This is a genomic window from Mesorhizobium silamurunense (assembly GCF_014843905.1).
Classification (GTDB): Bacteria; Pseudomonadota; Alphaproteobacteria; order Rhizobiales; family Rhizobiaceae; genus Mesorhizobium; species Mesorhizobium silamurunense.
Genome location: NZ_LPVS01000034.1, coordinates 72,439 through 94,028, shown reverse-complemented (window position 1 = coordinate 94,028; position 21,590 = coordinate 72,439). Strand labels below are relative to the sequence as shown.

General features: G+C 61.4%; 29 protein-coding genes. 28 read left to right on the top strand and 1 reads right to left on the bottom strand.

Annotation, left to right across the window (positions count from 1 at the left end; translation table 11 throughout):
• Positions 1 to 2: 2 nt before the first annotated feature.
• The 20 genes from AU465_RS09210 to AU465_RS09120 all read left to right on the top strand — a co-directional run bounded on the left by AU465_RS09210 (position 3) and on the right by AU465_RS09120 (position 17,416).
• Positions 3 to 587, top strand: a complete 585-nt coding sequence (locus tag AU465_RS09210; RefSeq protein WP_192246101.1) for a methyltransferase domain-containing protein — start codon at positions 3 to 5, stop codon at positions 585 to 587.
• A gap of 4 nt (positions 588 to 591) precedes the next feature.
• Positions 592 to 1,584 (top strand): FAD-dependent oxidoreductase, encoded by a 993-nt coding sequence (locus tag AU465_RS09205; protein WP_192246099.1) that lies wholly within the window; start codon positions 592 to 594, stop codon positions 1,582 to 1,584.
• Between the two features lie 127 nt (positions 1,585 to 1,711).
• Positions 1,712 to 1,777, top strand: coding sequence for an Acb2/Tad1 domain-containing protein (locus tag AU465_RS38020; protein WP_446685765.1), 66 nt, complete (start codon positions 1,712 to 1,714; stop codon positions 1,775 to 1,777).
• 19 nt (positions 1,778 to 1,796) lie between these two features.
• Positions 1,797 to 2,390, top strand: a complete 594-nt coding sequence (locus AU465_RS09200; protein WP_192246097.1) for an SDR family NAD(P)-dependent oxidoreductase — start codon at positions 1,797 to 1,799, stop codon at positions 2,388 to 2,390.
• A complete protein-coding gene (locus AU465_RS09195) occupies positions 2,387 to 3,100 on the top strand; it encodes a hypothetical protein (protein WP_192246095.1) in 714 nt (237 codons plus the stop codon). Before AU465_RS09200 ends, AU465_RS09195 begins: the two co-directional genes overlap by 4 nt.
• Entirely contained in the window at positions 3,097 to 3,825 is a 729-nt protein-coding gene (locus AU465_RS09190; protein ID WP_192246093.1) for a hypothetical protein, read from the top strand. The genes AU465_RS09195 and AU465_RS09190 overlap by 4 nt, the downstream gene beginning before the upstream one ends.
• A gap of 192 nt (positions 3,826 to 4,017) precedes the next feature.
• Positions 4,018 to 4,503, top strand: coding sequence for a hypothetical protein (locus AU465_RS09185; protein ID WP_192246091.1), 486 nt, complete (start codon positions 4,018 to 4,020; stop codon positions 4,501 to 4,503).
• Positions 4,504 to 4,522: 19 nt separating this feature from the next.
• Positions 4,523 to 6,325, top strand: coding sequence for a terminase TerL endonuclease subunit (locus AU465_RS09180; protein WP_192246089.1), 1,803 nt, complete (start codon positions 4,523 to 4,525; stop codon positions 6,323 to 6,325).
• Positions 6,318 to 7,715, top strand: a complete 1,398-nt coding sequence (locus AU465_RS09175; protein ID WP_192246086.1) for a phage portal protein — start codon at positions 6,318 to 6,320, stop codon at positions 7,713 to 7,715. Before AU465_RS09180 ends, AU465_RS09175 begins: the two co-directional genes overlap by 8 nt.
• Before the next feature lie 8 nt (positions 7,716 to 7,723).
• The gene (locus AU465_RS09170; protein ID WP_192246084.1) at positions 7,724 to 9,346 is read left to right on the top strand and encodes an HK97 family phage prohead protease; all 1,623 of its coding nucleotides are present in this window, start codon (positions 7,724 to 7,726) and stop codon (positions 9,344 to 9,346) included.
• A gap of 93 nt (positions 9,347 to 9,439) precedes the next feature.
• Complete coding sequence (locus tag AU465_RS09165) at positions 9,440 to 10,744, top strand: phage major capsid protein (protein ID WP_192246081.1); 1,305 nt, start codon at positions 9,440 to 9,442, stop codon at positions 10,742 to 10,744.
• Positions 10,745 to 10,812: 68 nt separating this feature from the next.
• Positions 10,813 to 11,220, top strand: coding sequence for a hypothetical protein (locus tag AU465_RS09160; protein WP_192246079.1), 408 nt, complete (start codon positions 10,813 to 10,815; stop codon positions 11,218 to 11,220).
• 56 nt (positions 11,221 to 11,276) lie between these two features.
• Positions 11,277 to 11,777 carry a hypothetical protein gene (locus tag AU465_RS09155; protein WP_192246076.1) on the top strand — a complete coding sequence of 167 codons (501 nt, stop codon included), beginning with the start codon at positions 11,277 to 11,279 and terminating at the stop codon, positions 11,775 to 11,777.
• Positions 11,778 to 11,835: 58 nt separating this feature from the next.
• The gene (locus AU465_RS09150; RefSeq protein WP_192246074.1) at positions 11,836 to 12,216 is read left to right on the top strand and encodes a hypothetical protein; all 381 of its coding nucleotides are present in this window, start codon (positions 11,836 to 11,838) and stop codon (positions 12,214 to 12,216) included.
• A complete protein-coding gene (locus AU465_RS09145) occupies positions 12,216 to 13,067 on the top strand; it encodes a hypothetical protein (RefSeq protein ID WP_192246072.1) in 852 nt (283 codons plus the stop codon). The genes AU465_RS09150 and AU465_RS09145 overlap by 1 nt, the downstream gene beginning before the upstream one ends.
• Before the next feature lie 39 nt (positions 13,068 to 13,106).
• Positions 13,107 to 13,262: a hypothetical protein gene (locus AU465_RS09140; protein ID WP_192246070.1), complete on the top strand. Its 156-nt coding sequence runs from the start codon at positions 13,107 to 13,109 to the stop codon at positions 13,260 to 13,262.
• Between the two features lie 3 nt (positions 13,263 to 13,265).
• Entirely contained in the window at positions 13,266 to 13,901 is a 636-nt protein-coding gene (locus tag AU465_RS09135; protein WP_192246068.1) for a head-tail connector protein, read from the top strand.
• Positions 13,902 to 14,525 (top strand): phage head completion protein, encoded by a 624-nt coding sequence (locus AU465_RS37410; protein ID WP_210325036.1) that lies wholly within the window; start codon positions 13,902 to 13,904, stop codon positions 14,523 to 14,525.
• 12 nt (positions 14,526 to 14,537) lie between these two features.
• Positions 14,538 to 16,115, top strand: coding sequence for a hypothetical protein (locus AU465_RS09125; RefSeq protein ID WP_192246066.1), 1,578 nt, complete (start codon positions 14,538 to 14,540; stop codon positions 16,113 to 16,115).
• The gene (locus tag AU465_RS09120) at positions 16,115 to 17,416 is read left to right on the top strand and encodes a hypothetical protein (protein ID WP_192246064.1); all 1,302 of its coding nucleotides are present in this window, start codon (positions 16,115 to 16,117) and stop codon (positions 17,414 to 17,416) included. The genes AU465_RS09125 and AU465_RS09120 overlap by 1 nt, the downstream gene beginning before the upstream one ends.
• A 129-nt stretch (positions 17,417 to 17,545) precedes the next feature.
• Here AU465_RS09120 and AU465_RS09115 read toward each other — a convergent pair whose 3' ends face one another.
• Positions 17,546 to 17,758: a Flp family type IVb pilin gene (locus AU465_RS09115; protein ID WP_192246062.1), complete on the bottom strand. Its 213-nt coding sequence runs from the start codon at positions 17,756 to 17,758 to the stop codon at positions 17,546 to 17,548.
• A gap of 279 nt (positions 17,759 to 18,037) precedes the next feature.
• On the opposite strand from AU465_RS09115, the gene AU465_RS09110 reads away from it, so the two are divergent.
• The 8 genes from AU465_RS09110 (at position 18,038) to AU465_RS09075 (ending at position 21,540) form a co-directional block, all read left to right on the top strand.
• Positions 18,038 to 18,256 (top strand): hypothetical protein, encoded by a 219-nt coding sequence (locus AU465_RS09110; RefSeq protein ID WP_192246060.1) that lies wholly within the window; start codon positions 18,038 to 18,040, stop codon positions 18,254 to 18,256.
• A gap of 13 nt (positions 18,257 to 18,269) precedes the next feature.
• The gene (locus AU465_RS09105; protein WP_192246058.1) at positions 18,270 to 18,656 is read left to right on the top strand and encodes a hypothetical protein; all 387 of its coding nucleotides are present in this window, start codon (positions 18,270 to 18,272) and stop codon (positions 18,654 to 18,656) included.
• Positions 18,656 to 19,174 (top strand): hypothetical protein, encoded by a 519-nt coding sequence (locus AU465_RS09100; protein ID WP_192246056.1) that lies wholly within the window; start codon positions 18,656 to 18,658, stop codon positions 19,172 to 19,174. Before AU465_RS09105 ends, AU465_RS09100 begins: the two co-directional genes overlap by 1 nt.
• A 1-nt stretch (position 19,175) precedes the next feature.
• Positions 19,176 to 19,520, top strand: a complete 345-nt coding sequence (locus tag AU465_RS09095; protein WP_192246054.1) for a hypothetical protein — start codon at positions 19,176 to 19,178, stop codon at positions 19,518 to 19,520.
• Positions 19,520 to 19,918 carry a tail completion protein gp17 gene (gp17, locus tag AU465_RS09090; RefSeq protein WP_192246052.1) on the top strand — a complete coding sequence of 133 codons (399 nt, stop codon included), beginning with the start codon at positions 19,520 to 19,522 and terminating at the stop codon, positions 19,916 to 19,918. The genes AU465_RS09095 and gp17 overlap by 1 nt, the downstream gene beginning before the upstream one ends.
• A 3-nt stretch (positions 19,919 to 19,921) precedes the next feature.
• Positions 19,922 to 20,419: a hypothetical protein gene (locus tag AU465_RS09085; protein WP_192246050.1), complete on the top strand. Its 498-nt coding sequence runs from the start codon at positions 19,922 to 19,924 to the stop codon at positions 20,417 to 20,419.
• A 288-nt stretch (positions 20,420 to 20,707) separates the two neighbouring features.
• Entirely contained in the window at positions 20,708 to 21,157 is a 450-nt protein-coding gene (locus tag AU465_RS09080; RefSeq protein ID WP_192246048.1) for a phage tail protein, read from the top strand.
• An 11-nt stretch (positions 21,158 to 21,168) separates the two neighbouring features.
• Positions 21,169 to 21,540, top strand: a complete 372-nt coding sequence (locus tag AU465_RS09075; RefSeq protein ID WP_192246046.1) for a hypothetical protein — start codon at positions 21,169 to 21,171, stop codon at positions 21,538 to 21,540.
• The last annotated feature ends 50 nt before the right edge of the window (positions 21,541 to 21,590 follow it).

Sequence of the window (21,590 nt, the reverse complement as noted above, 5' to 3'; positions counted from 1 at the left end):
CGATGCAGCTGAGCGCTGAGTATTATTCTGCGCTCGAGCAGAGCAAGCGTCACCACGCAAGCAACAAGACATTTTCAGGCAGATTCCTGCGGCCGCACGCTCCCTTCATCAAGGAGATCATCGAGCGACTCGGCTGCGCGTCGATTCTCGACTACGGATGCGGCAAGGGCGCGCAATATACCTGGCGAAACGAAGATCCGGTCGGTTCGATCCCCGTGGGGATGACGATCGAGGAATTCTGGGGCGTCGCAGTCACGAAATATGACCCCGCGTACCTGCCTTTCGCGGCGGAGCCGACCGGGACGTTCGATCTAGTGATCTGCACGCACACGCTGGGTTCGATCCCGATCGCCGATCTGCCTATGATCATCGATCGGCTCTACTCGCTGTCGAACAAGGCGATCTATATCGCGGAGAAGATCGCGCCCGTGAAGAAGCAGGTGTTCAATCGCCCCGATCTTCATCCGTTCGAGTGGGACGCGCAGCGCTGGGCTGCGGCGATCAGGCGAGAGCTGCCTATCGAGGTGACGCTGTCGATCCGCGAGCAGCGCGCCGAAGGCGTCGTGGTAGAGCGGATGAAGCTCTGAGCGCATGCGCATCCGTGTCCTTGGCGCCGGATTTTACGGCTGCAGCATCGCATTGGGCCTACTTGCCGACGGCCATGAGGTCGAGGTGCATGAGAGCGGCGGCCGCATCTTCAACGGCGCCTCCGGGAACATCCCGGCTCGTCTGCATCTGGGCGCACCGCACTATCCACGCTCGTCAGCGACACAGAAGGCCTGCCAGGAGCACCAGGCCGAGTTCATGGAGCGGTATGGCCGCTTCACCCGACCGGTTCCGGTCAACATCTATGCGGTCGCCGCCGACCATTCGCTGATCGATTTCGGCACCTATCGGCGGATTCTTCGCGACCAGATCGAGTTCATCACGCTGCACAATCCGGCCGAGTTCGGCCTGACCTATGTGGAAGGCGGCGTGATGGTCGGAGAGCGGCACATCGTCGTCGATGAGGCGAGGAGCTATTTCGCATCGCAGCTCGACGGCGTGGTGAAGTTCAACACGCCGATCGGCGAGGTCGATAGCCGCAAGTTCGATTTTACGGTCGATTGCTCGTTCTGCGCCAACGACGGCGCCGGCGTCGATCGTTACGAGCCGTGCCTGGTCGTGCTGCTGAAAGGACCGACCGACAAGTCGGTGACCATCGTGGATGGGCCCTTTCCGAGTTTGTATGTCTGGAATGAACAGCTCGGCCTGTCGAGCCTCTCCTCGGCGAAGTGGACGCCGTTTTCGAAGACTTGCAAGACCTGGAAAGAGGCGAAGGCGCTCCTCAAGGGGCTCAGCGCCGCGGATGTGGAGCGCCAGGCGCAGTTCATGATCAGCGACATGGCCGGCTTCTATCCGGCGATCCGCGATCTCTACCAGGTGGAAGATTACCGCTTGAGCATTCGCGCGATGCCGCTCTCCGGCGCTGACAGCCGCTTGGTCGAAGTCGTCAAGGTCGGGGAGCGCGCGCTGCGCGTGCGGGCCGGCAAGATCGATGCCGTTGTTCAGGCGGAGCGGCTGATCAAACAGATGATCGCCTGACGAAACAAGGGAATGACATGGACACCGTCGATAGCGCTTCTGATGACCGAACCGTCAACAACACAATGCGCCATGCCTACCGGGTGCTGAGCGACGACGAGAAGGCTGCCATGTTGAAAATTAAGAGTTGTCCATCGCCAAGACCAAAATCGAGGAAGCAGTCATGTGGGCGGTGAAGCACATCACTGCTTGAGATCGCGGCGGTACAGACGGTGACCATCGTCATCACCGGATGGCGCAGCGCCATCGCTGAAGAATTCCGCCGGCTGCTGCGATCGAACGAAGAGATCGTGCACGGCAAGGCGTTGGAGCCCAATTTCCCGCTCGGCGCGGAGCGATATCTGTTCTGCCAGGGGTTGCTTCGGCCGAAGCGGATTGAGGACCAGACCGATGCCGAGATCAGGGAAGGCATTGAAGTCAATTTCGGGTCAATCGTTCGGGCCTGCGATCTGATCTTCGCGTCCAATGAATTGGCGAGGGTTTGCGTTATCGGTTCCGAGAGCGGGTATCGCGGGTCCTTCGACGAGAACTATGCATCGGCCAAGGAACTGCTGCACGCCTATGTCGAGAAGAAGCGCTTGAGCTCGCCGCAGCAGCAGCTAGTGGCGGTCTCGCCTGGCATCATCGGCGACTGCCGGATGACGACGTCGCGGACTGACGTCGAAAACCTCGATCGCCGGCGCGCCGAGCATCCGAAGAAGCGATTCCTGATGGCGGCTGAGGTCGCCGCAATGGCGAGAACGCTCCTGTACTTCCAGCCGTATATCTCCGGGACCGTGATCCGGATGCATGGCGGGCAGCCGTGACCGTAACGGTCTGCAGCCTCGTCTGGGGCACAGCGTGGGAGCGTTACGGCAAAACCTTCGCTGCGAGCTTCGCCAGGCACTGGCCGGCGTCAGTCGAACTGGTGATCGTTTCGGACGCCAATCTGGCGCTCACCCGCGGCGTTTCATTGCCGCTGCAAGGGATTGCCGGCGTTGATGCGTTCCGGCGGCGCTGGGGCAATATACCCAAGGCATCCGGCATCGGTCTCGCCGGGGCCAAGGTGGACGGCGCCGGCTATTCCTGGCGCCACGATGCGCTGAAATGGATGCCGCAGGCGCTGGCGCCGATGGCTGTGATCGACGAGCTGAAGGACGGTGATATTTTCGTTTGGCTGGATGCCGATGTCGAGACGACGGCGCCGGTGCCGCGCAACTGGGTGCAGGATCTTCTCGGCATCTGCGACGTTGCCTGCCTGCAGCGCGCCGGCACGCATTCTGAAATCGGTTTTTATGCTCTGCGCGTGAGCGACAAGACACGGCTTTTGCTCGACAAGTTCGCCTCGTTCTACCGAGCCGACAAGGTCTTCGAGCTGTGGGAATGGCATTCCGCCTTCGTCTTCGATCGATGCCTCGAAAGCATCCACGGCCTCGTCATCCGGAACCTCAATCCGGGTGGCAAGGGGCATGTCTGGCCGCACTCGCCTCTTGCCGCGTGCACCGTCCACAAGAAGGGCAAAAGGAAGGATCAATGACGCGGCATTCGATCTGGATTGGTTGGGATCCGCGCGAGGCCGCGGCGTTCGCTGTCGCGAAGGAGTCGATCGAACGCAGGCTGATCTCGCCCATCCATGTGCGCGGGCTCGTGCAATCCAATCTGCGCGCCGCCGGTCTCTATTACCGGCCGACCAGTATCCGGGACGGCAAGCTCTGGGACGAAATCTCGGGGGCATTCTGCTCGACCGAGTTTTCGAACTCGCGGTTCCTGGTGCCCCATCTCGCCAAGACCGGGCTGGCTCTGTTCGTCGACTGCGACGTGCTAGCGCGCACCAACGTTGAGAAGCTTTTCAAGGCCTTCGACATGTCCAAGGCCGTCATGGTCGTGAAGCATGATTTTCAGCCGCCGGAAGGCCTGAAAATGGACGGCCAGGTGCAATCGCGATACGCCCGAAAGAATTGGTCGAGCGTGCTGCTCTTCAACTGTGATCATCCGGCGAACAAGAAACTGACCGTCGAGATGGTCAACACGCTGCCCGGGCGCGATCTTCATGCCTTCTGCTGGCTCGATGACGACCTGATCGGCGAGCTCGACGCCTCCTGGAATTATCTGGTCGGCCACACCAGTCCGGAGATCAGTCCGGACATCGTGCACTTCACCGAAGGCACGCCGCTGATGCCCAACTACGAGAACTGCGAGTACGCCGACGAGTGGCGTGCCGAACTCGAGCGCTGGGCGGCTGGCTCGGTTGCAGTCGCATGAGCCTGGGGTTTCGATCCGGCCTGAAGCAGCCGACGACCATCGACTATGAGGCGGTCAAGCGGAACGCGTTGCGCGATCAGGGCATGCTTGTCGTTTCGATCAACGATCCTCGCTTGAGCTGGGTGGAAAAGGAATTCCTCCAGCAGATCGGCGAGAGGATTTACGGCCGCCCGAGGTCGCCGGAGTGTGAGAATGGGCGGCAGGGGAAGCGGCGGGCATAACCGCCTAAGCGACGCGGAAAAAAAACGTCGGGGGACGTTCAGGGCCGACAGCTCCGATGCGGTCTATGCCGAGAGGCAGGCCGCTAAGGTCGTTGTCGGCCCGTGGCTTTCGGAGATTCCGGACCCGGAATACACGCTGAACGCCGTCGGCCGGAAGAAATATGACGAGCTGACTCGCGAGCTCTTCGAACAGAGCAAGCTGACGAAGGTCTCGGTCACGAGGGCATCGCTGGTCGCTCTGCTGCATCAGAAGTTCGACCACCTGGCCGCGAACGGAAAGTACCCGAGTGCTCACGATGTGGCCAAATTCCAAAGCGCGCTGCGCGATCTAGACATCGCCCAGAATGCCCAAGTCACGGCGCCCGGCGGGGCGAAAAACAAGTTCGCGGACTGCGGGTTCTCGAATTCGAGGGCTTCGCCGTTCCGACTGCGAGCACCTTCCAAAACTCGAGCTTGAGAACATTGAAACGGGCGAGGTGGAACTGGTCCCAGACTACCCTGGGATAGCCCGGCTCTACGCCGAGGCTCTGGCGTCGAAGAGACTGCCGTCCAATCGCCTGCTTGTCGCGGCGGCGGAGCGCTATCTCCGCATGCTGGAGATGGCGAAGGATCCGCAAAACGATTTTTACTTCTCGCCGGTCCACGTCACCGATTATTGCCGATTCGCTGAAAAGCTCCGGCATTTCGAGAGCGGCTCCTGGGAATTCACCCAGATCGGACCGGATGGCAAGCCGGACCCGAGGATCATCCTCGAGCCTTTCCAAATCTGGGCCGAAGCGGCGATTCAGGGGTTCCGCCGGCGCCTGACAGGCGAACGGCTGGTATCGACCGCGCTGGAAGTGCTTCCACGCAAGAACGCGAAATCGCTGAAGGCGACAGTCGCGGCGCTGTTCGACCTGTGCTGCGGCGGCGGCAACGCGGAAGTGCCGATCGCCGCGGCGACGCAGAAGCAGTCCGAAGACACGCTCTTCGGCGACATCATCAAGATGGTGAACAACGAGCCCGAGCTCAGGGAGCACTACGGGCTGAAGGTGACGAAGGAAGAGATCAGCCGCGGCGACGGCAAGATCTTCATGTTGAGTTCCCAAGGGGAGCGGCAGGACGGTCTCAATCCGAGCCTCGCGATCTTCGAGGAAGGCCACGCCGGCGCCGCTTCAGTCTATGCGGTCGTCGAATCCGCCTTCGGCGCACGGCCAAATGCGCTGAAGCGCATGATCACCACCGCCGGCTATCGGCCAGAAGGCCCCGGATACGATCTGCTGCTCGAGGCCAAAATGGTCCTCGAAGGGAAGGCAGAAGACTGGACGCTCTTCGCGGCGATCTACACGCTGGACACCGAAGACTACATCAATCCCGAATCGAAGGCCGTCGACTACGACAAGCTCTTCGGCGACGAGGATCTGATCTACAAGTGCAATCCGATGATGGATGTCGGGCTCGACATCATCAAGATCAGGACTGCTATCTCGAAGGCCCGCCGCCTGCCGAGCAAGAGGCGAGAGACCGCAAGGACTCGTTTCAACCTCTGGGTAGGTTCCGGGACCAGCCTGATCGAGGCGCATGCGTGGGGGGCATGCAAGCGCAACATCTCGATCGAAAATTACATCGGCCGCCGCTGCTGGATCGGCGTCGACCTCGCCCAGGTCCGCGACATGTGCGCGATCATCCTGCTGTTCGAGGAGCCGACGGGGGAGATCGTCGTCTTCGGCAAGTTCTATCTGCCGGAGCTGTCCGAAACGGCCAGCAACCCCGAGATTTCCGAGCATCTGGCGGCCTGGCATGAGGCTGAGCACTTGGTGCTGACGCCGGGACCGTTGGCCGACCATGATCTCGTCCGCGAGGATGTCGAGGCCTTCTGCGACGTGTTCGATGTTGTCGTCGTCGCGTGCGACCCGCACCAGGCGCACAACACCGTGAAGCACCTGTGGGATGGCAACCGGCCAGTAATGACCTACCCAAACACGGCGCCGACCATGACACCGCCGTGGGACGATATCGAAGGGCGCATCGCGTCGGAAAAGATCTGGCACGACGGCAATCCTGTGCTCGCCTGGATGATGCAGAACGTGCACGGCGACCGGAAGGGCAACGGTCTCATCCTGCCGCGCAAGGAAACCAAAGAATCGATTCGGAAGATCGACGGAGCGGTGGCGCTTTGCTTCGCCAACGGCTGCCGCCTCGAGCCTGCCCAGGCGAAGTCAGCCGGGCCCGAGCCGGAAACGATCGATCCATACAAGCTGCGCGGCATCATCGGTTTCGAGGAAATGACGAATGGATGATGTGATCGAAACGATCGCCGAGACCAAATCGCAGGCGGTTGTCGTGGAGAAGTCCCATGGGCCGGTCATGGAAATGACCGAGATGGTCCAGTGGATGAATACGAATTTCGGCACGCTCGGCATCCGCGAGGCGATGGAGCAGGCTGCCTTCATGCTGTGCTGCGACGTCATCGCCCAGGACATCGCCAAGAGCACACTCCGACTCCGGAAAAAGATCGGCATCAACACCTCGGTCGTCATTGAGGCGAACGACCATCCGATCGCGGCGATGCTGGCGCTGGAGCCGAACCGCCGCCACACCTGGTACGAGTACAAGGAGATGACCGCCTACTGGATGTGCTTCAGCCAGAACTCGCTGGCCGGCGTCATCCGCAACAACCTTGGCGATCCGCTCGAGCTGCTCCCGTTCATGACCAATCGCGTCATGGAGAAGGTCGACGGCCGCGACATCTTCTACGACGTCTCGGCGAGCACGATGCAGGAGCAGGCACTGCTTGGTGCGCCATTCCGCACCTTCCATGAACGCGACATGATCCATGTCCGCGGCCGCCTCATCGACGGCATGGATGGCTACTCCACCATGATCGCCGGTCGTCGAACACTGGAGACCGCGCAGGCGATTGGGGACTTCCGGGACACCCTGTTTGGCGAGGAAGGCCAAATTCGCGGCGTCTTCACCCGCGATCAGCCAGGCGTGCTCGACGAGGTCGCATTTCAGAGGCTCCGCAGCCAGTTCCGCATCCTGATGGATCGCTTCCGTGCCGGCGTCGAACCTGTCGTTCTGGAGGGCGGCCTGAAGTTCGATCCGATCGCCTCGAAGCCGCAGGATTTGGAGCTTTCAAAGCAGTTCATCTCCCAAATCGAAGAAACGTGCCGACTGCTGCGCGTGCCGCCGCACAAGGTCTTCCAGATGGACGGCGCCAAGTACGAGAATCTCGAAACCCAGGAAAAAATGTACGTCGGCGACACGCTGGTTCCGGTCTGTGAGCGGTTCGAACAGCGCTACGAGCGCGTTCTTCTCAGCCGCAAGGACCGCCTCGCCGGGCTCATCTTCGAGCATGACCGCGATGAAATGACCCTTCGCGATACCCAGCGTGAGACCGAGCGTGTCATCCGCGCGCTCGAGCGCGGCGCAATCGAATGGGATGAAGCGCGGGCCAAGCTTGGCTGGGGGCCGCTGCCGAACGGCCAAGGGCAATTTCGAATGGTGCCGGCCAACATGACGATCATCGGCCGCGACGGGAAGGTGGTCCTGCAAGGCTCCAACGCGCCTGATAAGGGCGGCGACGGGAAGGGCGGGGACGGCAAGACCGATGGCGCCGGCGACACTGGCGACCCATCCCAGACCGAGGCCGGCAAGAAGGCGCTGCGCCTCATTTCCAGCAACTAGGAGGCATCATGGCCAGGTTCAAAAAGGTCTCGGCTGACGAGGCCCGCGCAACCCGTGCGAACATCGTCAAGGATGTCGGCGGAAAGAGCGTGGTGTTCAAGGGCGCCACGTTCAAAGCGCCGCCGTCATGGAATGCGGAGAAGCGCAACGCGCGCTTCACCATGACCAGCGAGGCGGTCGATCGCTATGGCGACATCGTCGTGCAGAATGGCCTGGACACCACGAGGTTTCTCGAGAACCCCCAGGGCCTTCTCTTCCACAATAGCCGCGCATGGCCTGCCGGAATGTGGTCGGACGTCGTCAAGAACCTCACTGGGCGCCCGAAGCGCACCGAAGGTACTTTCAATTTCCTGCCGGAGGGTACCGACGAGGACGCTGATCGCGCCGCGCGCCACGTCGCGGTCGGCTCGCTTCGCACTGTTTCGATCGGCTTCAATCCGGATTGGGATCAAATCGAGCTCATTCTCGACGATGAAGAGGATTGGATCACCGGCCTCAAGTTCAACGCGTCGGAGCTTCTCGAATGCTCGCTGGTGCCGATCCCGGCACAGCCGGACGCTCTTGCCAAGGGTGTTGATGGCGATTGGAAGCTCGCCCGCGAGGTGATCGAGGAGATCATCGACGGCTGGGCGAAATCGCCGGATGGCATCCTGATTCCGAAGAGCGTCCATGAGCGTACCTACCGCACGATCGTGCAGAAGATCGGTGAAGACGCGATCGCACCGGCCGGCAACTCGGCCTTCATCATCGACAAGGCGCTGGCGCCGTCAGCGCGTAAGTTTGTTCCTGTCGCCGACATGGAATTGAAGGCGTCGACGGACGCCGAGGCTGAGAAGTTCGTCGGCGCCAAGGTGATGTTTGACCCGGCGCACGCCGAGAACAAGGACTGCCCGCACTGTGCCGTTATCGGTCGCGGCGTGGGTGAAGTCATCGCCAGTTGGATCGTCGATGAAGGCGAGTTCAAAGGCGTCCACGCCCTCGCCGTGGAATTCCTTACCGACGCCTGGAGCGGCATGTTCCGCGGCATCAAAGCGGAGCGCTTCCTGCTGGTTTCGAAGGCCGAAGACAAGATGCCGGAGCCGGATGACAATCCGGAATGCGCCGACGATGCCGACAAGACGGCCTCCGAAGAGGAAGCAGTCGAAGCGAAGGGCGCCGAGTTGCTGACCGACGACGTTCTCGATGCCTTCGCGGCTCTGGTCAAGGATGGCGATGTCGTCGTGCTGCGCGATGGCGACGAGATGTGCCTGGCGCTGGAGCGTGACGGCGAACGGATCGATGAGCTGGAGCTGCCCCTCGACATGACCATCAAGCAGATCAACGAAACCTCGCAATCGATCTGCGACCGCGTCAACAAGGCGAAGGAATCCGCCAAGGAGAAAGAACTTGGCGGTCTGTCGGTATCGATCGAGGTCGACACCAAGGACGCCACCGAAAAGGTCGGGGCACTCGAGGCGATGGTCGATCGTCTCACCAGCAAGATGGCCAAGATCTTCGGTCGTTTCACCGAGACTGATCCGGCGGCGCCGACGCCGCCGGAGCCGCCTTCTGATGAATCCGTTGCCGCCGCCAAGGCTGCCGCGGCTGCGGCGCGTGCTCGGCTCACCGAGAAGGGGCTGCTCGCAGCCTAGACCAGCATCCAGAAATTCCCTGCCGGGCTCCCCGGGGGATCACCAAGCCGCTCCTAACCGGGCGGCTTTTTTCATGAGCGAACGGAGGTATCCATGCTCAAGCAACTGCAAGCCCGGTTGAAGGAACTCGCCGGCGAACTCGAGGCTCTCGAGAAGAAAGACTCTCTCACCGCCGACGACCTGAAGGCCATGACGGAAAAGACCGCCGAGATCGTGGAGATCGAAGCCAATATCGTCACGGTCAAGGCCTCCGAAGCCGCCCGCGCGCGTATCGCGGCCCCGGCCGATGCCCCGGCCGACACCGTCCCGGCCCAGGTGAAGAAGGATCTCAAGCCGGAAGAAAAGATCGGCATCGTGATCTCCGGCATGGTCACCGCGCTCAACCAGAATGGCGTGCGCGGCTTTCGCCCGACGATGAAGGCGATCGAAGAGAACGGCTACGCCGCTCTCGTCAAGGAGTTCGAGCCCGCGCAGAAGCGCACCATGATCTCCTCGAACGCCAGCGCCGGCGGCATCCTGCTCCCGGAAGACATGTCGATGGACATCATCGACATCCTGCGCCCGAACGCCACGTTCCTGCAGGGCATTCCGGAAGTCATTCCGATGCCGAACGGCACCTACAAGCTGCCTGCGGCGGCTTCCGGTTCCACGGCGGCCTACCGCGGTGAAGCCAAGTCGGCGGCGGTGACCACGCCGTCGTTCAAGGCCATCAATATGTCGGCCAAGCTTCTGGCCGGCATCGTGCCGATCTCCAACCAGCTCATCCGCTGGTCGGGTCCGAACGTCGGCGCCTGGGCGCAGGGCGACCTGGGCAGTTCCATGGGCACGGTCATGGACTACAACGCCTTCTTCGGCGACGGCCTCGAAGACACCCCGCTCGGCATCCTCAATATCCCGGGCGTCTACTCTGTCGCGGCCACCAACAGCACGGCGCCGACCTATGCTCAGGTCGACGCCGATGCCCGCAAACTGCTCAACCGGCTCGAGAACGCGAATGTTCCCCTGATCCGCGTCGAGTGGCGCATGGCACCGCGCGTGTTCAACTATCTGGCCGACATGCGCGACGGCAACGGCAACCTGATCTATCCCGGGTTGCAGGGTGAAAACCCGATCTGGAAGGGCTACCGCGTGCGCAAGACCACGCAGTTCCCGATCAACGGCGGCGGCACGACCGACGAGAGCACGATCTCGCTCATCGCCTTCGGCCACGTCTACTTCGGCGACGCGCTGCGCATGCAGCTGGCGATTTCGGATGTCGCCACCGTCAAGAACGGCAACCAGACCATCAACGCCTTCCAGGATGGCGTGACGGTACTGCGCGCCGAATCCGAGCATGACTTCGACGCCAGGTACGTCGAAGCCATGGCCTCTCTCACCGCCGTTCGCTGGGGCGCCTAATCGCAATAGCGGGCTGGGGAATCCTCTCCAGCCCGTTGCGCCGAAAAGGAATTTGAGAGGAAAGATCCATGAAAGTGATCAAGCTGACCGGCCTCGTTCCGGTCAAGGCACTTGTCCGCCACAAGAACATGCGATCCGGTCAGGTCTTCGGCGTCACGCCCGAACAGGCGCGCACTGGTCTCGCGGCCAAGGAAGTCGAACTCTATCCGGTCCCGGCCGACGTCGAGACCTTCGACGTGGCGGATTTCATCCCCGCGGCTCCGGTCGAGCAGCCCGCGGCAGCCGAGCCGGCTGGCGATGTCGAGATTCCCGACGACTGGGAAACCATGCAGTGGCTGAAGCGCGTGAAGCTCGCCCAGAAGATCGTTGGCGGCGAGTTGACGCTGGAAGGCGACGAGAAGCCGCTGGATGCCGCCATGCGCATCATCGGCGCTGAAGTTCAGCGGCGCGCCGCCGCTGAGAAGCAGGCCGAGTAGCCGGAGCGATCCGGCCCTCTCGGTCATCCACAACGTCCCGCTAAAAGGAGATTCCAATGCGCGACAAAATCTACAATGGCGGCGCGTACTGCCGCACCGCCTTCCAGGCGATCAACAAGACGGCCACCGCCGGTTCCACCGGCGATGCCACGGAAGTCGATTGCGCCTGGGTCGACCGCAAGGGCGACAAGGGCATCGCGATGTCGGCGAAGCTGATCATCACCTATACGACCGCGCTCGGCCAGGGCAATACGCTGTCCTTCGCGCTGAACTTCCAGGATGCCGATACCATCGGCGGCTCCGGCGCCGCGGATTATGCCGACGCCGTTTCGGCGACCGTTGCCGCGACCGGCGATTCCGGCGGCTCCACCGAGACCGGCACGGTCGAGGTTGACGTCGATCTCGGCGGCGCGCGCGAGTTCATCCGTGCTCAGATCACTCCCGACCTGAACCGGGCGAACACCGACACGCTGGAATGGTCCGCCGCCCTGGTGTTCTTCGGCGATGGCCGACAGCCCGCCAGCCTGGCGATCGCTTCGGTCGCTTCGACCGACTAATCGGCAAAGCAAAAGCGGCGGGCCTTCGGGCCCGCCGACTGTTTGTGAGGAGGCAGAGATGCACGAGAGCGACTTCCTCCGCACCGAGCGCCCAAACGGCGCCGACGGCGCGCGCGTGCCGCTCAGCCAGATCGGGCTTCTTGCATCGCCGCAGATTGTCACGATCGTCGCGACCGAATATGCGCTGACGAAGGACCATCACGGCAAGATCGTCGACTTCGTTGCCGACGGCGCGGTGACGCTCACGGTGTCGGCCGGTCTGCCATCGGATTTCATCTGCGGGATCAGCCAGGGCGGCGCCGGCCGGGTCACGCTTCAGGAAGACGGCGTTACGATCAACGAACCGGACGATCAGCTCTCGACCGAGAAGCGGTTCGTTATGCTGACACTGGCAGCCTTCGGCGCCAACGTCTTCCGCCTCTATGGGCGGACCGCCTGATGCTCTCTGGCAGCGGCCTATCGCTCGCCCAAGTGGCGGCGAACATCGGGGCCGGCGGCGGTGGTTCGCCCTATGTAGCCGAGGCGGTGCATGTTGCTACCGGAACTGGCCTTGGCAATCCGAGCCTCGTCGCGACAGGGGACGACACCGGCTACCTGACTTACGTCTACTGGTTCAAGATGAGTGGGGCGGACTTCGGCAACCAAGGCGTCATGTGGGTGCAGGATCCAGAGAATTTCTACCCTGGAAATTCATATTTCAGCGATGGCGGCGGCGCAGGGATCGGTTTCATCCATCTGCAAGCCTGCGCCTCGCAGGATGAAAATTGCATTAGCGCTACGATTGGTGCCACTCCCTCTGATCCCGGTAAGACTGTTGTCCCTCTAGATACTTGGGTGCCCCTGCTGGTGTCCATCGATACCAACAGGTCTCCGACTTCTTCGATGGTTTTGCAGGCGTATCTTGGCGATACGCAAGTTCTTTATGTCTCCGGGTTCGAGCCATCGACCTACTACAGTACCCCGGCCCCGTTCTTCCAGACATGGAACGGGCTGTCACTGCATTTCTTCGATGACGTGCTGAATCCAGCGACTGTCTCGGGGGATTTCGCCGATATCTGGTTCGCGCCCGGGCAGTTCATCGACTTCTCGGTCGAAGCCAACCGGCGCAAATTCGTGGATGCGAGTGGCAAGCCAGTCTATCTCGGGGCCAATGGTGAGATGCCAACAGGAACGGCTCCGGCTGTGTTCTTTTCCGGTGATGCAACTGGCTTCGCCACCAATAAAGGCACGGGGGGAGCGTTCACACTGACCGGCTCCCTGACCAACGCCACCACATCCCCGAGCGACTGAGAAGCCGATGCGCTCCTTCCTGACCACTGTGAGGCTGAAATGATCCGCGATCGATATGTCAAGGTTGAAGAGCAGAAGTCGGCCAAGGGCCCAAAGCCGAAACCGGTGACGCGGCCGCAGGGCAAGGAAGTGCCGGTGACGCCTCGCGATATGCAGCCGGCCCGCAATGGCGGCCGCGGTTACAAGACGCGCTGAGCCATGCTCGACATCGAGGTCATCGTTCCGCCGGAGGACTCCGGCCTGGATATCGTCAGCCGCGCGGGCATGAAGAAGCATCTGCGCATCTCGGCGACAGTGACCAAGCTTGATGACGTCATCGACCAGGCCGTGACGGACGCCGCGGACAAGCTCCACGGCATCAACGGCGAGCTCAACCGCACGCTCTTCCCGACGACCTTCAAGCGCTATCTGTCGAAGTTTCCGGGGAACGACAAGAGCGGCAAGCCCAAGCCGATCATGATCCCTTACCCGCCGCTGCTGCAGTTCATCGGCATTACGATCGAGGACGGCAGCAGCCCGGAGAACGTGGTCGACCCGGCCGAGTACGTCGTGAAGAGCGGCATGCTGGTGCCAGAGATTCATCCGCGCACGAGCTGGCCGACGGTAACAGAGGGGCCGCGCGCGGTCTCGATCACCTATCGCAATGGCTACGAGGAATATCCGCCGAAGCTGGCGAGGATGATCAAGTTCCTCGCCGCCCATTACATCGAAAACGCGGAGGCCACGATCCTCGAGCAGAACAAGACGCTGATCGACCGCAACGTGCTGTTTGCGATGGATGATCTTCGCGCCGCGCTCGCTGTGCCGAAGTCATATGACGACTGGAACGAGTAAGTGCGCGCTGGTTCGCAACGCAACCCGATCGAGATCCAGCGAAAGGTCCAGGTCGGCGTCGACAGTCTGAACGCGCCGAACATGGTCTGGCAGACTTGGCGCGAGCCCTTCGCCGAGCTCACCGTGTTGCGCGGGCGCGAGCATTTCGATTCGCAGACCAAGCAGCGCTATTCGGAAGAGGTCTGGCAGTTCCGTGTGCGGTATGTCGAGGTCGAAGGCATCGATGCCTCGATGCGCGTCGTGTACGACGGGACGGAATTCGACATCAAGGCGATCCGGCCTGATGGCCAGAAGCGCGTCGATTGCATCATCGAATGCACGGTGCAGGACGCAGTTCTCGGCGCGGCGCCGTTGGCGATCGCGATCAAGCAGGCGATCCAGCAGGGCAAGGTTGGCGTCGTTTATGGCGGCTTCAGTCTCTCGGCCGCCGGCGGATCGGGCGCCGGATACATCTTCGCCATTGCGTCGGGAGCGCTGCCGGCCGGGCTTTCGATGAATGCCTCGACCGGGGCCATCGCCGGAACGCCGTCGGCGACTGGAACATCCGCAGTCACGTTCAAGGTGACGGACTCCGCTGGCGAGGTCGCCGCGCTCCCGTCGATCGATCTGACAGTGACGGCATAGGGAGCGCGTGACATGTCCGATGACGTGGTCCTTCCCGGGACAGGAGACACCGTTGCTGCTGATGAGGTTGCCAGCAAGAAATATCAGTATGTGAAGCCCGCATGGGGGCCGGACGACACGATCAACAAGGTCGACACGGCATCCGGCAAGGCATTGCCCGTTCAGGTTCGCAGCGCCACCGGCCTGATCCCGATCGGCGAGCCGACCGATGCTGCGGCGACCCAGACCGACACGACATCGGTCTCGATCGTCTCGATCCTGAAGCAGATTTCGAAATCGATCCAGTTGTTCGTCTTTGGGGCGGGTACAGCTGCTGCTGCTCAGCGTGTCACGTTGGCCAGCGACGACCCTGCCGTCACAGCCATAGGCTCGACCAACTCCAAACTCGACACGCTTCATTCAGATCTTGCGACAACGCTCGCCGGCTATGTCGATGGCCTCGAAGCGCTGGTCGGCACCAGCAACTCCAGCCTGTCGAGCATTCTGACCGCATTGACGTCGACAATTGCCGGCTATGTCGATGGGCTGGAAACCTTGGTAACCAGCTCGAACACCAAGCTCGACACCATCCATTCGGATCTGGCCACGACACTCAGCGGATTGCTCACCGACCTCAAGGGCTACACCGACCAGATCGAAGGCTATGTCGACGGGCTCGAGGCGCTTGCTACTAGCACCAACAGCAAGCTCGATACGCTGCATACCGATCTCGCGACTCTTTTCCCTGCGTCGCTCGGCACCAAGACGGCGGCGAACTCATTGGCCGTCACGCTGGCATCCGACGATGCCGCCTTGGCTTCTCTCGGCGTCATGGACGACTGGGACGAAAGCGACCGCGCCAAGGTCAATCCGATTGTTGGGCAAGCTGGTGTAGCGGCTGGCGCGGGCGCGGTTGGCGCAACGGTCCAGCGTGTCACATTAGCCTCTGATGACCCGGCCGTGGCAACGTTGGGTGCCACGTCTGGCGCTGCCGTCATCACCGACGCCAACGGCACGATCCAGCAATATCTGCGCGGCCTGGTGAAGCAATGGATCGCCGGCACGCTTGTTCTCGGCGCCGGCACCAATCTGATCGGCAAGGTCAAGACCAAGTTCATCGTCGCTGCGGCGGCGGCCTACACCCGCCCGGCCAATACGTCCGGCTATACGGCCAACGATGCTGTGTCGAACAATGCCACCATCGGTTCCGTCACCGCGATCTCTCTCAGCCTGTCCGATGTCAATGACGATACGGTCACGTTGGAGCGCATCCGCATTATGTCAACCGATACCGGCGTGGCGGGCAAGGCCTTCCGCGTCTGGCTGTTCAATTCCGATCCGACCGCCAATTCCGGCGTGCAGGGCGGCGATAATGCAGCTTGGAGCCAGAAGCAGGCCGGGTTTATCGGCTCGATGTCGGGAACCTTCAGGGCCTTCCAGGATGGCTCCGGTGCCGTGTGCGTGCCCGATGAGGGCTCGCGCATCATCACCACGCCTGTCTCCGGCGCCAAGACCATCTACGCACTGTTGCAGACGCTGAACGACTTCTCGCCGTCAGCCAACTCGACCACCTTCACCTTGACCGCCGAAGGCTTCCAGGGCGCGGCCTGATGTTTGCGCCATACTTGCTCGGGCTGCGCGGACCGGGCGCGGCCGGCGCTGGCGACGGCGACGGCTTCGTCGACCAGCCCGTCGTCACCACTACCACAAGCGGTGACACGACCATCAAGGGCAAGGTCAAGGCCGGTTCCTTCGGCAAGTTCGTCGTGCCGCTGGCCACGGTCCAGGCCGGCCGGCAATACACATTCCGCTACACGCCGCAGTTCGCGCAGCTCGCCCAGCAAGGCAAGCTCGCCATGGTCGGTTTCGGATTCAAAACCAACAACGACTTCCATATCGCCGGGCTGAGGGGCGACGGCTCTACTGGCCTGCATAAGTATCAGGTCTACGGCACTCCGCCGAACGGCTGGAATGTCCAGACCGGACACACCACGAATGACGGCGGCGCTGCAGCATCGGGAACCCAGACCGGGCCAAATTATCTTCGCCTGATCACCTCGGCGGACGGCACGACCTACACGCTGAAATCCAGCGTCAACGGCACGACCTGGAACACGGAATTTACCGGGCAGACGCCATCGCCCTTCTCCAACGTCTCGGGCGTAGCGACCTTCGGTGTTGCGCTCTGGTTCAACAATGCCGATGCCGGGCCATTCTCGATCACGATCGATCAGTTTGCTGATGTAGTGGCCCCGGTTGATATCGGCTCTTATATCGGCTCGCCAGCCGCGCAGACTCCCAATTCCAGCAGCTACACGTTCACCATCAACACAGGCACGGCTGCTGCGAACAGGGTGACGCCCGTCGTCATCTTCTGGGAAAACAGTACGTCCGTTCGAACCCTGACGGGCGTGACCATCGACAATGGCGACGGCTCCGGCGCGCACGCCATGAATATCGCTGCTCAACAGGGCGGCGCCGCGCAGGGCGCATGCGCAATCGTCTGGCTGGCGAATACCTTCGGGACGACTGCGACGATTGTCGTCAGCTTCAGTGGCAGCGCGCTAGCATGTCAGGTAGCGTCCTATCGCGTTTTGACGGCCAATCCGACGCCTCTGGATTCGGGAGCAAATACTGGCGCAAGCCCGGTAACGATCGCCGACATCGAGGTGAAATCCGGCGGCTTCCTGATCGTCGCCATCGCCGGCAATACCAACACCGATTGCGCGGCGTCATATAACGGCGCGGATACCCTTGCGACCGACCTGTCTGGCAGTACACGACTCGAAACGTCGAGTTGTCCGATCGGGTCTTTCTCGATCAACACGACGGAGAATTCCACCACGAACGATCCAGGCGCCACGACTGGCGGCACCAATCCGAAGGTCGTGGCGGTCAGCTGGCAGGCGTAAACAAAAAAGGAGCCGGCGCGACGACGCCAGCTCCTTCCTAGGCCGACAATACCCCCTCAAGCAAAAGCTCATGAAAACCCGAGGTGTTTACTGCCGCAAGCGCCGTGGGTTCTTCGGCGCGCGTGAATATTAACTACCGGCGCCGGAAGCGCAATTGCCCACGCCGGAATTGTCCATAGCCGAGCAAAGACCCGAGAAGCGGCCCGTGACCCAGCCGCCGATGCCGATGATGAATCCGATCGCGGTGACTGCGATGATGCCGATGAGGATCGAGTATTCGACCATGGCAGCGCCGTTGTCATCGTCGCGGAACTGCTCGTAAGTGCTGAGAAGCTTCTTCATGTGTGTACCCCTGTTACCCAATACCCGGACAGAGGTGCTGTTAAGCTCATCCCCCGTGTCCCGAGAGCGATCCTGTTCCTGTCAGGCTCTTGGTGTCAAAGGAAAATTAGCAATTTGTTAACCGAGAAGTACTGCCCGGCGGTAGACGACAATCTGTAAGTAGCTGAACTGTCGAGAGAATTTGCCGGATTAACCATCCGATCAAATGCAAATATCGCGATGCTCGATCTTTGAAGCTCAATATAACCGGCTATTTGTCTCGTGGCTCATGAGTTGAAGATGAACCGTTCTGATCTTGAGAAGATTGCCGTGCTTATCGAGGCGTCCGATCCCGAGAAGGCCGCCGAAATTCGGCGTCGTATAGCCGAAGTTGATGCTGGGCGCCGCGAGGGTTTGAACATTTCCGTCAGTATCGCATGGCGGCTGCAAAAGTTCGACGGTGAATTCGCGACCGACAAGCGTCCCGTCGAAGTGATCGAAGGCGTCGACACGCTCTAAAGGGGGTAAGCCCATGCCGCTGACCAACGCAGGCCGGAACTTCATTGCCGCTGCGATTATGAATGATGGGCCGCCGGCCTTCTTCGATGGGGCCGGCTCGTTCATAGGCGCTGGGGATTCATCGACCGCCTTCGCCGCCAGTCAGACTGACCTGCAGGCCGCCTCAAACAAACTGCGTCGAGCGATGGAAGCAGGCTATCCGCAGCGCACGAACAACGTCCTGACCTTTCAATCTCTCTTCGGTACATCAGAAGGCAACTTCGCCTGGGAGGAATGGGGGGTCTTCAACGACCCAACCGCCGGGGTGATGCTCAGCCGCAAGGTCGAGTCCCTCGGCACCAAAACATCAGCGCAGAGCTGGCTGATAACCGTCGATATCACGGTCAACATCGGTTCGTAATGAGCCTTCTGCTCCTTTTCGCCGCTGGCGAAACGCAGGTTGAGGTGTCGGCGTCGGACAGTGTCGTTGTCGCCATCTCCGAAGATCGAGCGGTTCGCTCAACCCTGGCTCGGTTAGATACTGTCAAAGTGCTCCTATCCGATGCACTGGCGGTCGCCGCGCTACTCGGGCGCGAAGATATCCTCGCTGTTCTGGGAGAGGACGCGGTCGAAGCCCTGCTGGCGCGTCTGAATCGCTCCGACACGCTGCCGCCACGTTTGGATACAGCCGTCGCATCCGCTGTGGCGCTGAACAGATCGGACGCCTTGGCCACCTTGATCGGCGATGCCGCGGTGCCCCGCGCAGCATTTGCCGCCGTCGATGCCTTGCTTCTGGCGTTCGATGAATCGTCCAGCATTGAAATCGAGACGCTGGCCAGGATCGTGCTCGACGGCTTGCTCGATGGCACGGTTGAGCTGACTGGATCTACCACTTCTCGCATCCATCTCGACGGGCGCGTCGTAAGAAGGGTCTCCTGATATGGTCACCGACTTCGAGATGTACGCCGGCGACACCAAGATCGTCCTCGTCATCGTGCGCGACGAGAACAACGATCTGGTCGACATCACGGGTTGGACGTTTCGCTGGAGGCTCGCAAAGAACGTCAAGAGCTCACCGCTGGTGTCGAAGGCCTCTGGCACCGGCATCCAACTGACTGATCCGAGCAACGGTGAATTCGAAGTCGCGATCAATGCCGCCGACACCGACGGCTTCAAGGGTGGTGTCTACTATCACGAGGCTGAAGGCGTGAGCTTCGCTGGATCGGTTGCCACCGTGGTCACCGGCGCCGTGACGATCAAACCAACCTTGATCCGGAATGCCTGATGTCGGCGCTCGCAATTGCAGTCGCGATGCTCGGAGCCGAGTCGGCGGCAACCGATATCGTCGGCACCGAAGGCATCTACCCGATTGACCTGCCACAGCGCGCCCGCGCGCCCTGCTACAAAGTCAACATCGTCAGCGGATTCGACGAAAAGATGTTGGACGGCGCCGGCCAGTATTACCGGAACCGAGTGACCATCGATTGCCTGGCTGAAACGGCAGAGCAGACACAGGCCATGCGCAAAGCCGCAATGGATGCGCTCGAGGACAACAAGAGCGCCGAGATCGCCGGCTTTTCCGATGTCTCGACCACCTTCGCCAATTTCGAGCGCACCGATTTCTCTGACGATCGCTCGACGTACCGGTGGACGGTGGACTTCTTCATCCGCTGGAAAAACTGAGCGATGGCCAAAGGGTTCAAGCTGACCGGCGATGTCCAGGTCCGCGCCAACATGCGGCGCGCAGCAGGCATCTATGACAGCCGCGCCATGGATCAAGACATGGAAACAGCCCTCGAGCCGATGCGGCGCGAGACGGAACGTAACGCGGTGCCGCTCCGGAACTATGCCGGCAAGTATCCCGACTTCTTCCCGCAGCCGGCGGGCTCACCGCCAGGCGGCCATGTCGATGAGAATGTCGTTTCTGTCAGGGTATCCGGCACAGCGAAGCGGCGCACCTGGTGGGTGTCGTTCAAGAGGCGCGCTCGGACCATTGTTCATCTGCTCGAATTCGGGACTGCGCCCCACTTCCAGAAGAACTTTCGCGGCGGGTTCTTACATCCAGGCTCTCGCGCACATCCATTCTTCCGGCCGGCATTCGACGCCAAGAAAGGCGAGGTTCTCGCCACTCTGGGCCGCCGCGCTTGGCTGAGACTAGCCAATAGCATCGTGCGCCGCAGGTAGGCGCCGAAGGAGGCCACATGCCCCGAGGAAGATACACGCGCCGGACGCGTCGTCCGGCGGCAACTGACGCGCCGGCGCCAGCAACTGAAACACCGAAATCTGAGGCCGCCACCGAGGCGGCCTCAGTCGTTTCTGCCCCCCGCGAGTGCTCGATGATCGAGACCAAGTGGAGCGGACTGCCGTGCTGGAAATGCCGGGAGTGCCGGGTGGATACGCTCGTCTCCGAGGACGCCGCGGCGGCCCGGAAAGCCTGTCGCAAACTCTAACTGAAATAGGAGATCGCCAACCATGGTTGCGTCCACTGGTAAAGTCGGCCTTGGCACAAAGTTCAAGGTCGGAGACGGCCAATCGCCGGAAGTGTTCACCCCTGTGGTGAACGTTACCGCCATCAACCTTTCCGGCCGCTCGGTCGAAGAGGTCGACTTCACCCATCTTGCCTCGACGGGCGGCTTTCGCGAGTTCCGTCCCGGCTTCAAGGATCCGGGTGAGATCAAAATCACCTGCCACTACAACCCGAGTGATGCGACGCTCAACGGCACGACTGGCCTTGAGGCAAAGCTGAACTCCGGCACGACCTTCAACTGGCAGATCGACATGTCTGGCGCCGGCTTCAACTACATGCTGTACGGCTTCGGCTACGTCTCCGGCGGCGACTTCACCTTCACCGGTGAGGATCCGATCAACTTCGAAGTGACGATCCGCGTGTCGGGTCAGATCGAAGAAGGCCCGGCGAGCTGATAGGAGACAATATGTCTGAAGTACGTCTTCGTGGCGAACTCCCCTTCCCGGCCGCCGGGGAGGGGGTCGTCCTTCGTTTCACCAACGTCGATCTGGACAGTCTCCAGGCGAAGTTTGGCGACAATTATTTCGGCGATGCCGTTCCACGTCTGAACCGCTTCGACATGAAGTATATGCGTGAGGTCATCGCGTATGGCGGCAAGAAGGATGGCAAGCCCTTCCGCATCGCCTTTGATGAACTCGATATTCCCACGGTCGACATCGCCAATGCGGCGTTGGATGCATTGTTCCTGGCAATGCATGGCCGCACGTTCGAAGGGCACCTCGACTATCTTGAGAATGTCAGGAAGCTCGAAGTGGGGAATGACTCGGGAAACCCATAGAGCCCGGCGAGATTCTGAGTGAACTTCAAAAGCATGCCTACCGGGCGGGC

Excerpts from the sequence above, each read along its gene's own strand:
- AU465_RS09175 (WP_192246086.1), top strand. The coding sequence starts at position 6,318 with ATGGATGATGTGATCGAAACGATCGCCGAGACCAAATCGCAGGCGGTT.
- AU465_RS09205 (WP_192246099.1), top strand. The coding sequence starts at position 592 with ATGCGCATCCGTGTCCTTGGCGCCGGATTTTACGGCTGCAGCATCGCA.
- AU465_RS09150 (WP_192246074.1), top strand. The coding sequence starts at position 11,836 with ATGCACGAGAGCGACTTCCTCCGCACCGAGCGCCCAAACGGCGCCGAC.
- AU465_RS09140 (WP_192246070.1), top strand. The coding sequence starts at position 13,107 with ATGATCCGCGATCGATATGTCAAGGTTGAAGAGCAGAAGTCGGCCAAG.
- AU465_RS09075 (WP_192246046.1), top strand. The coding sequence starts at position 21,169 with ATGTCTGAAGTACGTCTTCGTGGCGAACTCCCCTTCCCGGCCGCCGGG.
- AU465_RS09190 (WP_192246093.1), top strand. The coding sequence starts at position 3,097 with ATGACGCGGCATTCGATCTGGATTGGTTGGGATCCGCGCGAGGCCGCG.
- AU465_RS09135 (WP_192246068.1), top strand. The coding sequence starts at position 13,266 with ATGCTCGACATCGAGGTCATCGTTCCGCCGGAGGACTCCGGCCTGGAT.
- AU465_RS09185 (WP_192246091.1), top strand. The coding sequence starts at position 4,018 with ATGGGCGGCAGGGGAAGCGGCGGGCATAACCGCCTAAGCGACGCGGAA.
- AU465_RS09080 (WP_192246048.1), top strand. The coding sequence starts at position 20,708 with ATGGTTGCGTCCACTGGTAAAGTCGGCCTTGGCACAAAGTTCAAGGTC.
- AU465_RS09165 (WP_192246081.1), top strand. The coding sequence starts at position 9,440 with ATGCTCAAGCAACTGCAAGCCCGGTTGAAGGAACTCGCCGGCGAACTC.
- AU465_RS09115 (WP_192246062.1), bottom strand. The coding sequence starts at position 17,758 with ATGAAGAAGCTTCTCAGCACTTACGAGCAGTTCCGCGACGATGACAAC.
- AU465_RS09095 (WP_192246054.1), top strand. The coding sequence starts at position 19,176 with ATGGTCACCGACTTCGAGATGTACGCCGGCGACACCAAGATCGTCCTC.
- AU465_RS09110 (WP_192246060.1), top strand. The coding sequence starts at position 18,038 with ATGAACCGTTCTGATCTTGAGAAGATTGCCGTGCTTATCGAGGCGTCC.
- AU465_RS09120 (WP_192246064.1), top strand. The coding sequence starts at position 16,115 with ATGTTTGCGCCATACTTGCTCGGGCTGCGCGGACCGGGCGCGGCCGGC.
- AU465_RS09105 (WP_192246058.1), top strand. The coding sequence starts at position 18,270 with ATGCCGCTGACCAACGCAGGCCGGAACTTCATTGCCGCTGCGATTATG.
- AU465_RS09100 (WP_192246056.1), top strand. The coding sequence starts at position 18,656 with ATGAGCCTTCTGCTCCTTTTCGCCGCTGGCGAAACGCAGGTTGAGGTG.
- AU465_RS09125 (WP_192246066.1), top strand. The coding sequence starts at position 14,538 with ATGTCCGATGACGTGGTCCTTCCCGGGACAGGAGACACCGTTGCTGCT.
- AU465_RS09160 (WP_192246079.1), top strand. The coding sequence starts at position 10,813 with ATGAAAGTGATCAAGCTGACCGGCCTCGTTCCGGTCAAGGCACTTGTC.
- AU465_RS09145 (WP_192246072.1), top strand. The coding sequence starts at position 12,216 with ATGCTCTCTGGCAGCGGCCTATCGCTCGCCCAAGTGGCGGCGAACATC.
- AU465_RS09085 (WP_192246050.1), top strand. The coding sequence starts at position 19,922 with ATGGCCAAAGGGTTCAAGCTGACCGGCGATGTCCAGGTCCGCGCCAAC.
- gp17 (WP_192246052.1), top strand. The coding sequence starts at position 19,520 with ATGTCGGCGCTCGCAATTGCAGTCGCGATGCTCGGAGCCGAGTCGGCG.
- AU465_RS09210 (WP_192246101.1), top strand. The coding sequence starts at position 3 with ATGCAGCTGAGCGCTGAGTATTATTCTGCGCTCGAGCAGAGCAAGCGT.
- AU465_RS09155 (WP_192246076.1), top strand. The coding sequence starts at position 11,277 with ATGCGCGACAAAATCTACAATGGCGGCGCGTACTGCCGCACCGCCTTC.
- AU465_RS09170 (WP_192246084.1), top strand. The coding sequence starts at position 7,724 with ATGGCCAGGTTCAAAAAGGTCTCGGCTGACGAGGCCCGCGCAACCCGT.